This is a genomic window from Vibrio sp. Isolate33 (genome assembly GCF_022397895.1).
Lineage (GTDB): Bacteria > Pseudomonadota > Gammaproteobacteria > Enterobacterales > Vibrionaceae > Vibrio > Vibrio pomeroyi.
Genome location: NZ_JAKEUP010000001.1, coordinates 497,566 through 512,371 on the forward strand (window position 1 = coordinate 497,566; position 14,806 = coordinate 512,371).

Consider the following 14,806-nt stretch of genomic DNA (forward strand, 5'->3'; position numbering starts at 1 on the left):
AAGAGCAAGCAAAGAATTAAGCTCCATGAATCTTGCTCTAGACTGAATCGTAGCGATACACAAATTCTCAAGCGATACGCTAAAGAGGCACCATGCTTAAATTATCAAAATCTGACATCACTCTTGGTCAAACGGCCGATGACAAATTCAAAGCTATCCAGAACATTGCTGGCGACCTAACCGCGAAAGGCTTAGTTGACTCTGGCTACGTTGAAGGAATGCTGAACCGTGAAAACCAGAACTCAACGTTCCTAGGTAACGGCATCGCGATTCCTCACGGTACCACTGACACGCGTGGCCTAGTAAAAGAGACAGGCGTAGCCGTTCACCACTTCCCAGAAGGCATTGATTGGGCAGACGGCAACCGTGTTTACGTAGCAATTGGTATTGCTGCGAAATCTGACGAGCACTTAGGCATCCTTAAGCAACTAACAAAGGTTCTAGCGGCAGACGGTGTTGAAGAGAAATTAAAGCAAGCGAAATCAGAAGACGAAATCATCGCCCTACTTAATGGCGAAGTTCAGCTAGAAGCCGACCTAGACGCTTCTTTGGTTCAGCTACTGTTCCCTGCAAGCGACATGGTTCAAATGTCTGCAGTTGCGGGCGGCCTACTTAAGAACACAGGTTGCACAGACAACGCATTCGTTGCTGACCTAGTAACAAAAACACCGACTCACCTAGGCCAAGGCCTGTGGTTGTTGGGCAGCGATAAAGGCGTAACTCGCACTGGCGTATCGTTTGTTTCAACAGCAAACCACTGTGAGTACGAAGGCACACCAGTGAAAGCATTAGTCGCATTCGCAGCTTGTAACAGCGCGCACCAATCTATTCTGGCAAACCTAAGCAAGATGGTTTTCGAAGGTAAGCAACAACAACTGTTGACTGCAGATGCAGCACAAGTAATTGGCCTTCTAAAAGGTGAAGCGGTTTCTACAGCCTCTCAAGACGATGACAACTGCGCAGTATTCAAAATTAAAAACGCACACGGCCTACACGCTCGCCCGGGTGCAATGTTGGTTGCTGAAGCGAAGAAATTTGAATCAACAATCCGCGTTTCAAACCTAGATGGCGACGGAAAAGAAGTGAACGCGAAGAGCTTGATGAAAGTCATCGCACTTGGCGTTAAACACGGCCACCAGCTTCAGTTTGTTGCTGAAGGTGACGATGCAGCACAAGCACTTGAATCGATTGGCAAAGCTATCGCTTCAGGCCTTGGTGAAGGTTAAGGAATCGATATGTCTGATAAACAAATCAAAGCCGTTACCGTTACGCTTAACCCTGCTCTAGACCTGACAGGTGCTATCGACGCACTAAATGTAGGTTCAGTTAGCCTAGTAAACAAAGGCTCACTGCATGCAGCAGGCAAAGGCGTAAACGTAGCAAAAGTGCTTTCAGAGCTTGGCGCTAAAGTAACCGTGACTGGCTTCCTTGGTCGCAATAACGAAGAAGCCTTCTGCCAACTGTTCGAACAGATGGGCGCAACTGACCGCTTCATCCGTGTTGATGGCGCGACTCGTATCAACGTAAAACTGGTTGAGAACTCTGGCCAAGTTAGCGACATCAACTTCCCAGGCGTTCCTGTTGATGCTGACGCTGTTAAAGCGTTTGAAGAAACCTTGCTAGAACTGGCTGAAGACCACGAATACTTCGTGATTGCAGGCAGCTTGCCACAAGGCGTATCGCCAGAGCTTTGCGCTTCTTGGGTACAACGCTTGCGTGACCTAGGTAAAAAAGTGTTGTTCGACAGCAGCCGTGACGCACTAAAAGCCGGTATCAATGCTCAGCCTTGGTTGATTAAGCCAAACGACGAAGAGCTGTCTCAGCTGTTCAATGCAGAACTGACAACTCGTGACCAATGCCAACACGCAGGCCAAGCCCTGAGTGAAAAAGGCATCGATAACATCGTGGTATCACTTGGCGCTGAAGGCGTGATGTGGCTAAACCAAGGTGAATGGTTGCATGCTCAACCGCCGCGTATGCAAGTGGTGAGCACAGTAGGCGCAGGCGACACCTTAGTTGCTGGCCTATGTTGGGGTCACATGCAACAGATGCCAAAACCAGAACTTATTAAATTCGCAACCGCCCTATCTGCTCTAGCAGTTTCACAGGTAGGCGTGGGCATCACCAGCCAACAAGAGCTGGATTCAGTACTACAAAATATCCAATTACAGGCGCTTAGTGCTCCAACTAGCCAGTTAGACACAAGCAAATAGGACAAAAGGTTTATTATGAATATTACCATTATCACAGCTTGCCCAAGTGGCGTAGCAAACAGCATCATCGCCGCAGGCTTGTTAGAGCAAGCGACAAAAGCACTGGGTTGGAACGCTGCTATTGAATGTCAATCAAGCGTGCTACCTGAATCTCCAGTATCGCAAGACGCTATCGACAGCAGCGACGTTGTGGTTATCGCAGCTAACACAAACGTTGATAAAGCACGTTTTGTCGGTAAGAAAGTGTATCAAGCGGCTATCTCTGAATGCACTGCAGATGCAAAAGCATTTCTAGAGAAAGCGGTAACAGAAGCAACGGTATTAGACGCTTCTCAAGTTGAAAAAACAGTTGCGGTTACTGGCACTTCACCAGCGACGGGCAGCAAAAAGATCGTAGCGATTACCGCTTGCCCAACGGGTGTTGCACACACCTTTATGGCAGCTGAAGCGCTTGAAGCAGAAGGCAAACGCCTAGGTCACCAAATCAAAGTGGAAACTCGCGGCTCTGTAGGTGCGAAGAACCAACTGACAGACCAAGAAATCGCAGACGCTGATCTTGTTATCATCGCAGCCGACATAGATGTTCCACTGGATCGTTTTAATGGCAAAGCGCTATACAAAACAACGACAAGCCCTGCTTTGAAGAAAACAAAGCAAGAGATGGAAAAAGCGTTCGCAGAAGCTAAACCATACCAACACACAGCTTCTTCAAATTCAGCGCCTGCTGACGAGAAGAAAGGCGTGTACAAGCACCTAATGACTGGTGTATCTCACATGCTTCCTGTGGTTGTTGCAGGTGGTTTGATCATCGCTCTTTCTTTCGTATTCGGTATCGAAGCGTTTAAAGAAGAAGGCACACTGGCAGCAGCACTGATGACTATCGGTGGTGGTTCTGCATTCGCACTGATGATTCCTGTTCTTGCTGGTTTCATTGCATTCTCAATTGCTGACCGTCCGGGTCTGGCTCCAGGTCTAATCGGCGGTATGCTGGCTAGTTCTACAGGTGCTGGTTTCCTAGGTGGTATCGCGGCGGGTTTCATTGCGGGTTACTCTGCTAAGTTCATTGCCGACAAAGTTCAACTTCCACAATCTATGGAAGCACTCAAGCCAATCCTGATCATTCCGTTTATTGCGAGTTTGTTCACTGGCTTGGTGATGGTTTACATCGTAGGTGGTCCTGTTTCTGGCGTGATGAGCGCGATGACAACTTTCCTAAACAACATGGGAACGTCTAACGCGATTCTTCTGGGTGTGATTCTTGGCGCAATGATGTGTTTCGACCTTGGTGGCCCTGTAAACAAAGCGGCTTACACATTCGGTGTTGGTCTACTGGCTTCGCAAACTTACGCACCAATGGCAGCTATCATGGCAGCAGGTATGGTTCCTGCGCTAGGTATGGGCCTTGCGACTTTCCTAGTGAAAGACAAGTTTGAAGCAGGCGAGCGTGAAGCAGGTAAAGCATCATTCGTTCTTGGCCTATGTTTCATCTCTGAAGGTGCAATTCCATTCGCAGCAAAAGATCCAATGCGTGTTATCCCAGCATGTATGGCAGGTGGTGCACTAACGGGTGCTCTATCAATGATGTTTGGTGCACAACTAATGGCTCCACACGGCGGTCTATTCGTACTACTGATTCCTGGCGCTATCTCTCCAGTACTTATGTACCTGGTGGCGATTGCAGCTGGTACAGCGGTAACAGGTTTTGGTTACGCTGCTCTTAAAAAGATGAGCGATTCAAAAGTGACTGCAGAGGCTTAATCCCCCAACTCTGTTTAACGGCTAAGCCTGATAAACTATAGCTCTTGGTAAACACTTAAAGCAAAAGGCTCCTCATTTGAGGAGCCTTTTTTATTATTCGTGGTCCGGAACAGTCAAAACAGGTAGCTGGAAAGAGAAAGTCACTCCTTCCACATCGTCATCATCTATGTGGCGAATCATCTCCACCAAATAGCCATTCACATCCAACTGTAAACCTTGCTGCTTAACCGCATTAAAGAGCGCTTCCAAGGCTGTGCTATAAGCCACATCTGAAACCAGATAAACATCGCTACATAAGTAGTAACCTTCTGGAACGATCTTGTCGTAACGGTCTCTGGCGACTTGCCAATTACCGATTTCAGCATCGATGTCGTCCCACTTGTTTCTCATCTGCTTTATTGGTGTAGTGCCCATGAGTTGTGTCGATTTCTGACCATACATCTCAAACACCGTATCCCAATCTGGGTCGTCTAGTTTAAGCTTCTGCATACCGCGTTCTGGATACCAAACCAGCTCGGTCGGCATTGACTTAACCAATTCTTGTTCCATCGAAGACTGCACCCCCGGATGCGCCAATCTCTGAATGAAATCCGCGGTCTCCTTAGGTGTCGCGTTGTAGCCCATGTCTCGAATATGTTTTGCCGTCACCCCTAATTCACGTTTAAGCGCCTTACCTAAAGACTGTGACGATGAGAAGCCACAATACTGAGCAATTTCAATCACGCTCCACGGCTCATCATTAATCAACAAACCCACTGCGATTTGTAATCGAACGCGACTCAAATACTGCCCCGGTGTTTCATTGAACAGTTCAGTAAATTGACGATGAAAGTGATAAGGAGAAATTGCGCTCTCCGTTGCTATCTCTTCCCAAGTACGACGTTCACCCCACTCTTCATGCATCAAAGTAAGCGCATGGCTAAAACGTTTTTGGAGGTGCTCTGGTAAAGATTCCACTAACGCAATCTCAGGCACCAACTTAAAACCAGGCACTGATTGATAGTCAGGTTTACTCTGTTGCGTCATACGGTCTTTGTTCTCAGGCATAGAAGCTCTTGTCTCTGTCGACTTGATTGGATTCGGTCGCTTGGCTTCACTATCGTCTTTGTCCTTTATAAAATCAATCACGAGCGCTCCAAAGTGAGTTCTTCTAATGCATCTTGTTCATGTAGTTCTCGTGCAATTAGATTTTCAACTTGAGGCGGCTTGCGGCAAAACAGGCCAAGCAGCACGGGGATCAAAATTAGCGTTACCGCAGTAGCAAACAGTTCACCAAACACCAGTGAGACCGCCGCAGGCTTTAAGTATTGTGCTTGTTCCGCAGTTTCACTTAGCAATGGCAACAGCCCGCACACAGTGGTAATCGTGGTTAAGAAGATCGCTCTCAAACGGCTAGTACCTGCAATCACTAACGCTTTCTGTAATGGCACACCTTGTCGATATTCAGCATTAAAGCGAGTGATCAGCACCAACGAGTCGTTGATCACGATACCCGTCATGGCCATCATGCCAAACATTGAGAGAATGCTGATTGGCAAATCCATTAAGTAGTGACCAAAAATAGCACCTGCGAATCCAAACGGTATCACGGCCATGATGATCATTGGCTGCCAGTAGGATTTCAGAGGCACAGCCAACAAGATGTAGATCATCAGCAACGTCAGAATCATTGCCGATTTAAAGCTATCCGACACCTCCCCTATCTCTTCAAACTCACCGCCCGCTTTGATGGTTACGCTTGGATATTGTTGCTGCAGAGATTCAATCGTATCTTCAAGTTGCTCACGTGTTTTCTCTGGTGATTGTAGGTCACGGTTTTGCTTCCAATAGAGGTTAATCACTTGCTCTCGGTCGCGGCGATAAACCACTTGTGGTTCTTGCTCATGACGAAATTCAGAAATATCTCCCATCATCACACTGCCACCGTTCGGCAACATGATGATGGCTTGTTCTAGCTGCGCTAAGGTTCTGCGCTCATCCCTTGGGTATTGCAGCAGCACCGTGGTCTCTTGCCCATTTTCTAATAGACGATGAACTTCTCTTTCACCAAACGCTTCTCCGGCAAGCTGCGCTAGTGTGGCTTGAGTTAACCCTAGTTGCTGACCATATTGATTCAACACCAAACGAACTTGCGGTAAACCGTCCTGACCATCATCGTAAACATCTGAAACGCCTTTTAAGGACGCTAAAACATCTGCTAGCTGATCACTGACACGAGAAGCCAGCTCACGATCGTTGGAAGAGATCGTTAAGAATGTGCCACCAGCAGGTTCCTCTGCTGCGCTGAATTTCACCGAGTAAGCCCCTTCGATTTCCCCAGTGCTTTCGCGCCATCGCTTCAACAGTAAGTTACCCGGCAATAGGCTTAAAGATTCATTGGTAAGCTCGGCAGTGACTTCAATTTCACCATAACCATCAGACCACGCGAGTAGATTCACCACGGGCTTTTCTTGCAAGAGATAATCTTCCATTAAGCCTTTTTCCACCTGTGTCATCGCGTTCTCTACTTGCAGCAAAGCTTGGCGCTGCAGTGGCAACGGCGCACCATCTTCTAATTCAATAACCGCAGTGATGTAACGCCCCGGAATTTCAGGGAACAATGCACTGCGAATTGCACCGTTTGACCACATACCATAAGCCAGCGAGATAACCGCCACGAACCCAAGCAAAGACGCTAGTTTGTAGCCAAGTGCAAACTCCAATATTGGCTTGTAGATATTGAGATTAAACCACTGCAACCCGCCTTGGGCGGCATTCTGAACCTTGGCAAAAATACTGGTCGATGGCTTTTTCACTGAAAGCTGAGCCAAGTGTGACGGTAGAATAAATTTGCTCTCAATAAGCGAGAAGATCAAAGCGAAGATCACCACAGCCGAAAACCCGGCTAGCACCTTAGCTAACTCATTGTTAATCCAGAGCATTGGAGAGAACGCCGCAATGGTCGTTAGCACGCCAAACACGGTCGCCACCGAAACGGAATGAACGCCCTGCCAAGCGGCTGTTTTTCCGTTTATATTAGAGGGGCCGTTTATATTTAAATTCCCAGAGCTACTGCCGTTACCTGTTCGTTTTTCATGTATTGCTTCCCCGACGACAACTGCATCATCCACCAGCACACCGAGCACCAAGATAAATCCAAACAAGGTGATGTCGTTGATGCTGTAGTTAAACCACTTCATTGCTGCAAGGGTCCCTGTCAGCGCTATCGGAATCCCCATCGCGACCCAAAACGCGAGCCTAACCTCAAGAAATATCCCGAGTAAAATCAGCACAATTAGCAAACCTTGCCATGCGTTTTCACTCAAACGAAACAGCTGCTCTTCAATGTAAGGTGCCATGTCAGCCATGGTATTTAGCTCAATATCCGACGGCAAAATCGCACGTTGTGCTTCCAGTGTTTCGCTGATCGCTTCACTGACTTTAAGCAGATTGTCGGTTTGGCTAGTACTGACCAATAAAGCAATGGCATTGGAACCGTTGTTACGCACGATAGAGCCGCTGTATTGGTAACCACGGGTCAGCTTGGCGATGTCTCCCAAGTGTATTTTTCCGTTGCTTCCAGAGATAACCACAAGCTGATTGAGCTTCTGCAAATCATCGGCGTAACCGTCACCCCGAATCACCATTCGACCTTTGTCACTGATAAGCTCACCGCTGCGAGACTCAAGCGAACGCTGCTCTACAAGCCTCGCGAGGTCTTCCAAGCTCAGCCCCAGCGCTTTGAGTTGATCAGGGTCTGGCTCGATGACCAACTGAGGCGTTCGAGTTCCCCAGTTTGATACCTTTGATATTTGAGGGTTCTTCTTTAACGCTTGTTCAAGTTGCTTGGCAATAGGTTGTAATTCGTCATCGGTTCTTGGCCCTGACACCACCACAAACGCAGCTAAATTGGTAAATTCATTACGCACCACTTGCGGCCTTTCTGCTTGCGCAGGAAAGCCGTTAATAGCGTTAACTTGATTACGAATGTCATCCAACAACTTGTCTAAATCTGTACTGCTGGTTTTACGTACCACGACTCTAGACACGCCAGCACTCGATTGACTGGTGATCTGTTTGATGCCAGCACTCGATTGACTGGTGATCTGTTTGATGCCAGCAATGCCGCTGATCGACTCTTCGATTCGTTGCGTCACACTCTCATCGATCTGTTGCGCGGTGCCGCCAGGATAAGCCACAGTAATGCTGATTGATGACGGTGCGATTTGTGGAAACGACTCGACACGCAATTGCCCAAACGCCAACACACCACTAATAACAATCGCCATCATCAACAAATTGGCAGCGACTGGGTTATTAATAAACCATTTTGTCATCCAACTCATTGGCTTGATTCCTTCATCTGTGTTGCATCAGATTTGCCGGCGAGTATGGCTTCAGAATGAACGTCATTGAATCTAGGCGCGACCTGTTTACCAATTAGCATCGAAGAAAGCGGATATTGCACCACGCGGCGAGCCTTTTCACTTTGATCATTAAAACGAATATCAAGCTCTTGGCTGCCTTGCCCAATAAGCGTTACCGACTCTTTTCGTAAACGGTCTTCTGTGTCTAACGTCCAAACGTATCCATCTCGTGTCATCGCACTCAGAGGTACGCTTACCACATCATCTTTTAGACCTAAATTAACCACGGCTTGAACCTGCTGATTAGGGAAAAGCCTTGGTTTGTCTTGGTAAGGATTTTCAACCGAGAGCACCACTTGCCTTTGACGAGTCACCGAATCCACTTCCGGCGATACATAACGCACCTTCGCTGGCCATTGATTCCCAGAACGACTCACGACACGAATACTTGGCTTAACCAAAGCAGCTTGCACTTGTTGCCAATGCATTTCAGAGATCGGCAGCTCGATATCAATCGAATCACTGGCAGCTAACTCAAAGGTCACTTGCCCAGCCTCTACCCACTCTCTAGGGCTAATGTGGCGCTTCATGACTACCGCATCAAAAGGCGCGGTGATAACTGACTCTTCCACTAGCTTCTTCGCACTTACGTAAGCTTGTTTGGCTTGTTGCAGGTTGGCTTTCGCTGCGAGCACTTGAGGCTCTCTGCGCGCAAAAGACGAGCTTGTTTTTGGGTTGAGCATTTTGAGCGCGACGGTCTGTTCATGTTGAGCTTGTTTCAATTCGAGCTTCGCTTGCTTTAGCGCTCCCAATGCTTGCGCCAAGTTAGCATCAACGGCGCTGGTATCTAGCCTTGCTAACACATCACCGTTTTTGACTAAATTTCCCGGTTCAATGCTTTCATCTAACCATTTCAATTGCGCGCTACTCGACGCTTTCAGCTGAATTGGCCAACGAGCAGCGGTTAAGCCTAATACCGTTAACGTCGATTCTTGCTGCGAGGGTGTCACCTCCAACACAGAAACGGGCGCCATTACCGCTTGTTTCTTCACTGGTTCGGCTGCCTCGGGTTCCAATTCATCGACAACAATCAAGGCAACAAAGATAGCCGCACAACCGACTAATACAGACTGTGGCTTTTTAAACTTCATAAGGCATCTCCTTGGTAGCCTGTTGGACGGAGGTGTGGTTAAGTCGCTGACTGATTTCAGTAAGACGAGAAAGGGTTTGCAGCGTAATTGGTAGCATCACTGCGGTTTCAACAAACTCCAGTGAGTAGGTAACGATAGAGAATACTTGGCCTGCGGTTGGCTCGATAAGCTGACTCACCATCCACAAATTGCCCACTACCGCGCCAAACAACACGGTAAAGATCAGCCCGTAGACAATCGCTTCGGTGTCTGAGAGTTTGATTTCACACTGTTTTAGTCGCTCAAAGTGCCAACGAAGCGCTGACAAGCGAACACCGCTCAGTAACTGAACCTGCTGTTCAACTTGATCGTTAAATTGGCCGTTAAGCCGAGTAAAGGTTCGGTGGAACACACCATAAATCGCGAGCATCGACAGCCCGGCAAACAACATGCAAAGCGCCAATGAGAAATGGAATGTGGAGAGAATCACCACAGTCGCAACAAGCTGAACCACAGCCGTCATCAAAGCAGGTAAATCGTCTTCTAAGAAATCAACCAGTTCACGCGACATGGTGAGTCGCGCGTCTTTGGCCGAAATAGATAAACCGCGCAGATTGCGCTCAACGATATTCGCCAGTTTTACACGAATCGCACCATATACACGGGTATCGTAAAAACGACGAACAACACTGATGATCACCAGCACAAAAAGAATCGCAGCCAGCATCATCAAAGGCTGAAAGCTTTGGTTTAACACGCCGTCGATAGCGTAACCAATAAACAGTGGCAACAGAATAAGCATCACGTTTTCAGCCAGAACCATTAACCAAGTCGCAGCGACCTTTAATGGATTCAGCCGAATAATCGTTAGCAGAGAGATGGGATGTTTAAATAGCATTATTGAGCCCATAAATGAATATGGCGTCAGTATTACCAATTCGGCATGGAAAAAAGTGTCCCAAATTGCTGTATTAGAAATAATAGGCTGTGTCCCGATTCGCTGTTGGCCAACTAAAAAGCTCACTCGGTTACCTTTTGTTTACCTCGACTCCTTTACTGTCCTTGATAAGAAAAATGAACAACAAGGAAAGAGCATGAAATTATTCGCTTCATTACTCACGACAGTCGGGATTACTGGCGTTGTCTGGGGGCTATTACATATTCAGCCTGCGATTGCGGATGCATCGACTGAGCAGCCAATAACTGAGTCATCAACGAACAAGCCCTCAAAGAAACAATCATCAGAAGTAAAACCACAGGCGACTGCAAACGCGACTTACCTGCAAGGCTTAAGCAAAACCATTCCTTTGGAAGACGTTCCAGAGTTGTGGGTCGATTTCTACCAAAACCTAGAAGCCAATGATGAGGAGATCGCAGAGCAACAGAAAGTCATCGTGATCTATCAAGACATCAGCTCAGACTTCAGCAAGGCTACAGTCACGATTGGTTTCCCGACTCAGCAATCAACATCAAATAAAAACAGCACCTTAATTAAGGTTCCAAGCAAGTCTGAAGGCACTTTGTTACTGAACCAAGGCGGGCATACTGAGCAGGAGCTAGCGCTGGCTTGGGAAGGTATTGCAGTCTTAAAACAGGTAGATATGGTTATCGAACACCACCAACTGAATCAGCATGGGTTGCCAGATTCTAGCGAGTTATACGTCTATTATAAGAATGGTCAGTAAAGGATTTAGTTATGGATTTCACTATGGATAGCATTGGGAACTTTCTCTCTCAAACATTCACCGAAACAAGCGTCATCCTGACCGAGACTTGGGTTGATGATAACTTTCTACTGCTTGCTCTGGCTCTGTTCATCTTTGAGCTTATCCGCTATGCCTTTAAGAAAAAGCTAAGTTGGAACATGTTGGGAGACAGCGCGACCAACTTAGTCACCTTGCTCTTCTTATTGGTTACCGTTTTCTTTGTCGGGTTAGCTTATGTGGGTGCGTTTGTTTACGCCTACGAGAATTTCAGCCTAACTCAACTGCCGATATCTGGTTGGACAATTCTTGGTTGCTTGATCTTGGCCGATCTAGCGTATTACTGGGAACACAGATTCTTGCACAGTAATGGTTTAGCTTGGGGAACACACTCAGTTCACCACAGCTCGCCTTACTTTAATATCTCAGTGGCTTACAGGTTTGGGCCTTTGGATTGGTTCTTCCCATTCTTCTTTCACTTACCGTTAATTCTTCTCGGCTTTAACCCGTTTGTCGTGCTGATGTGTGAAACCTTTGTGCAGCTATACCAAACGTTATTGCACACAGAAACGGTTAAGCGACTGCCCCGCCCTGTTGAAGCCGTGTTCAATACGCCTTCACACCACAGAGTGCATCACGCGACCAACAAACAGTACCTGGATAAGAACTACGCTGGGATATTGATCATTTGGGATCGTATGTTCGGTACGTTCGCCAAAGAAGAGGAAGAAGTCAGATACGGTGTGTTCCCTAGAATCAACTCTGTGAACCCATTTAAGGTATATTTTCACGGCTACGTTAAACTGTGCCAGCAGTTATGGCACGCGCCAAATTGGAACTACAGACTACAACTTCTTATTCAGCCGCCTATCTGGGCTTGGAAAAGAGAACGAGAAACAAAGTAAGGACACTTATGAGCATTAACGCCCTGTTGATTGAAGACGACAGTGACTTGGCAGAAGCCATTGCAGACTATATGGAACTCGACGGTTTCGAATTCGATTTTGCTTACAATGGCAGTGCCGGGTTAAATCTTGCGTTAGAGGGGCGTTATGACATCATCTTAACGGACATCAACATGCCTAAAATGGACGGGCTTGATGTCTGCCAATCTCTTCGCCAGCAAGGCGTGACCACTCCGATTCTCATGCTGACGGCAAGAGACACATTACAAGACAAAATCGCAGGGTTCGAGGTCGGTTCGGATGATTACCTAGTGAAACCTTTTGCGATGGAAGAGCTCAAAATGAGATTGATGGCGCTGGTTCGTCGTGCTCAAGGTACGGTGACGACTTTGTCTGTAGCCGATCTCAAATTGGACTTGGATAAGCACCAAGCTATTAGAGACGGCAAGCTATTGAAGCTCTCTCCAGTATGCTGGCGAATGCTCGTCACGTTAGTTCGAAACAGCCCCAATGTGGTGAGCAAAGCCAAGCTTGAAGAAGCCTGGGAAGACGAGATGCCAAGCTCAGACAGCATGAAAGCGCACCTATTTAAACTGCGCCAAGTGGTTGATACGCCCTTTGACTCAAAGCTAATTCACACCGTTCATGGCATTGGTGTTGTCTTACATGAGGAGCAGTCATGAAACAGGCAAATATGAATCGAGTCAGTATTAAGCGCGACATCTACCTCTACTTGTTTGGCATTGTCGTGCTATTGACGGTCATCTACAGCTTAATGGTGTCTCAGAGTTATCATATTGGCCTTAATGAGTCGGCAAAATATGGATTCTTGTATGAACTGGAAGTCGCAGAGCAACGTTACATCGAAACCGGGCAACTGCCAGACTATCAAAATCCGACATTCCAAGCCTTTCTAACCTATTCGGAACTGCCCGCTAAATTTCAACAAACTTTTGATTGGGATACATTTGATAACGACGCTATTTATGAACATTACGCGGCGTCATCTAGCAATGAGTCGGGGCAATACCTCTATGCAGCCAAACATCAAATTTCTGGAAAAGACGAATCGCTATACATCATTTCTGAGTACGATGAAGCGATTTACTTGAATCTATTCGAACTCAACCCACCTGAATCTGTGAACCAAATAAACAGTGCCTTCATCGCCATTGGCGCTCTTTTACTCTTGGTATTTTTGATCATTCGTCTGCTGATACATCGAGTCACCAAACCGATTATTACCTTATCAAAATGGTCTGAATCGCTTGATGTGAACAACACTGAAGGACTGACTCAGTTTAGATACAAAGAGATCGATAAGTTGGCTTCTCAACTGGTTAAAAGCGTACAAGGTGAGCGCCAAGCCAATGAGCGTGAGAGCTTCTTCTTAAAAACTGCAAGCCACGAACTAAGAACACCGATTGCCACCATTTCAGCCAGTGGCGATATGTTGGTTCGGTTGTCTGAAAGCATTCCTAACAGTGGCCAACGTGCCGTCGCGAGAATCCAACGTTCAGCCACCAACATGAAAGCCTTAGTGACGACTCTGCTGTGGATGAGCCGCAATAACGAGATGGAAACCAACTATGAGCAAATCAAGCTCGCTCCCCTACTCGACAGCATTATTGAAAGCCAACGTTACCTTTTGAAAAACAAAGAAGTCGATATCCGAATCAAGGTTTCTCAAGAAGAACATAATCTTCCCCGCGAGTTAACTGAGGTTGTGCTGACTAACTTAATCCGAAATGCATTTCAACACGGCGGTAGCGGAGATATCAGAATCACACTGACAGAACATCAGTTTGAGGTAACCAACCGCTTGGAAGATGAAAACATGGTAAACAACTCTGAACAACAAACCTCTTTTGGTATCGGCCTAGAGCTCATTGATCGCGTTTGTCAAAACCAAGGTTGGCAGTTTACTCATGAAACCAACAACAATGAGTTCAACGTTAAAGTTATGCTGTAGCGGTTTTCTAAATGGTTAGTTGATGGTGACCAAAAGTTTACCTTGGCTTGGTTATGCTAATCGCACAATCTAGTTAGGAGTTATATTATGGGCACTTGGATTTTAGAAACACTATTGTGGGCTGTGGTAACCGTGGCGGTTTGTGTCGCGATTTGGGGACTTTACTTACCCAATATCTTAATCGCTTTAGGTGTGTCGGTAGCGGTATCTTTGTTGCTGGGAAACAGCTGGAGAAGCTAGGTATAAAAAAGGAAATAGCTCGAAAATTAGTGAGCTTTGATACACCCGACAGCAGCTATGTTTGTTAAAAACGTTGATTAGCTAAAAACTGTCGGGCGCGAATTAAATTAGCTACTTAATGTCTCTTCAAACACACCTAGCTCACGACCAAGCCAAATCGCACGTACTGTGTGATCCAGCGTCTCTTCACCACCCGTTACTGGGTGAATCAGCACCGACATATCACCGCGCTCTTGCTCAAGCCACTCAACAATGCCCGACTCTTTGTTAGCAAAGTGAATCTCAAACATCGGCATTTTATGTGGGCCAACCAAACGCTGGATTAGCGGAAAAACCTCTAATACATCTTTACGTTCCGATAGAATTTTCTGACGCAGTGTTTCTGCCTGCTCTGCAAAGCGCAGAGGGAAATAGATATGACCGTGGTACATCGCACCATCCTTTAGAATTATGATACGCGCAGTTTAACCTGATTTTTCGCATAGATCTCTTTTATGGCTGTAAAAACGCCACACTAAAGTGAAGTGTGGCGTTTGATT

At 46.7% G+C, this 14,806-nt stretch carries 13 protein-coding genes; 8 read left to right on the forward strand and 5 right to left on the reverse strand.

Annotated features, from left to right (window positions below):
* Positions 1-92: 92 nt before the first annotated feature.
* Genes fruB through fruA form a run of 3 tightly spaced genes read left to right on the forward strand, consistent with a single transcriptional unit; the run spans position 93 to position 3,971 of the window.
* Positions 93-1,226 (forward strand): fused PTS fructose transporter subunit IIA/HPr protein, encoded by a 1,134-nt coding sequence (gene fruB, locus L1D37_RS02055; RefSeq protein ID WP_102534371.1) that lies wholly within the window; start codon positions 93-95, stop codon positions 1,224-1,226.
* 9 nt (positions 1,227-1,235) lie between these two features.
* Entirely contained in the window at positions 1,236-2,213 is a 978-nt protein-coding gene (pfkB, locus tag L1D37_RS02060; RefSeq protein WP_239846689.1) for a 1-phosphofructokinase, read from the forward strand.
* Between the two features lie 15 nt (positions 2,214-2,228).
* Positions 2,229-3,971 carry a PTS fructose transporter subunit IIBC gene (gene fruA / locus L1D37_RS02065; RefSeq protein WP_239846690.1) on the forward strand — a complete coding sequence of 581 codons (1,743 nt, stop codon included), beginning with the start codon at positions 2,229-2,231 and terminating at the stop codon, positions 3,969-3,971.
* 93 nt (positions 3,972-4,064) lie between these two features.
* Here fruA and L1D37_RS02070 read toward each other — a convergent pair whose 3' ends face one another.
* Genes L1D37_RS02070 through L1D37_RS02085 form a run of 4 tightly spaced genes read right to left on the reverse strand, consistent with a single transcriptional unit; the run spans position 4,065 to position 10,345 of the window.
* Positions 4,065-5,099: an AraC family transcriptional regulator gene (locus L1D37_RS02070; RefSeq protein WP_239846691.1), complete on the reverse strand. Its 1,035-nt coding sequence runs from the start codon at positions 5,097-5,099 to the stop codon at positions 4,065-4,067.
* Positions 5,096-8,296, reverse strand: a complete 3,201-nt coding sequence (locus tag L1D37_RS02075) for an efflux RND transporter permease subunit (RefSeq protein ID WP_239846692.1) — start codon at positions 8,294-8,296, stop codon at positions 5,096-5,098. Before L1D37_RS02075 ends, L1D37_RS02070 begins: the two co-directional genes overlap by 4 nt.
* Positions 8,293-9,468, reverse strand: a complete 1,176-nt coding sequence (locus L1D37_RS02080) for an efflux RND transporter periplasmic adaptor subunit (RefSeq protein WP_239846693.1) — start codon at positions 9,466-9,468, stop codon at positions 8,293-8,295. The genes L1D37_RS02075 and L1D37_RS02080 overlap by 4 nt, the downstream gene beginning before the upstream one ends.
* Positions 9,458-10,345, reverse strand: coding sequence for an ABC transporter six-transmembrane domain-containing protein (locus tag L1D37_RS02085; RefSeq protein WP_239846694.1), 888 nt, complete (start codon positions 10,343-10,345; stop codon positions 9,458-9,460). The genes L1D37_RS02080 and L1D37_RS02085 overlap by 11 nt, the downstream gene beginning before the upstream one ends.
* Positions 10,346-10,541: 196 nt before the next feature.
* On the opposite strand from L1D37_RS02085, the gene L1D37_RS02090 reads away from it, so the two are divergent.
* The 5 genes from L1D37_RS02090 (at position 10,542) to L1D37_RS02110 (ending at position 14,267) form a co-directional block, all read left to right on the forward strand.
* A complete protein-coding gene (locus tag L1D37_RS02090; protein ID WP_239846695.1) occupies positions 10,542-11,132 on the forward strand; it encodes a hypothetical protein in 591 nt (196 codons plus the stop codon).
* 11 nt (positions 11,133-11,143) lie between these two features.
* Positions 11,144-12,055, forward strand: a complete 912-nt coding sequence (locus tag L1D37_RS02095; RefSeq protein WP_239846696.1) for a sterol desaturase family protein — start codon at positions 11,144-11,146, stop codon at positions 12,053-12,055.
* An 8-nt stretch (positions 12,056-12,063) separates the two neighbouring features.
* Positions 12,064-12,738, forward strand: coding sequence for a response regulator transcription factor (locus L1D37_RS02100; RefSeq protein ID WP_239846697.1), 675 nt, complete (start codon positions 12,064-12,066; stop codon positions 12,736-12,738).
* Complete coding sequence (locus tag L1D37_RS02105) at positions 12,735-14,027, forward strand: HAMP domain-containing sensor histidine kinase (RefSeq protein ID WP_239846698.1); 1,293 nt, start codon at positions 12,735-12,737, stop codon at positions 14,025-14,027. Before L1D37_RS02100 ends, L1D37_RS02105 begins: the two co-directional genes overlap by 4 nt.
* 87 nt (positions 14,028-14,114) lie before the next feature.
* Positions 14,115-14,267, forward strand: a complete 153-nt coding sequence (locus tag L1D37_RS02110; RefSeq protein WP_009844874.1) for a hypothetical protein — start codon at positions 14,115-14,117, stop codon at positions 14,265-14,267.
* A 107-nt stretch (positions 14,268-14,374) separates the two neighbouring features.
* Here L1D37_RS02110 and L1D37_RS02115 read toward each other — a convergent pair whose 3' ends face one another.
* Positions 14,375-14,698 (reverse strand): DOPA 4,5-dioxygenase family protein, encoded by a 324-nt coding sequence (locus L1D37_RS02115; protein WP_017632314.1) that lies wholly within the window; start codon positions 14,696-14,698, stop codon positions 14,375-14,377.
* Positions 14,699-14,806 lie beyond the last annotated feature (108 nt).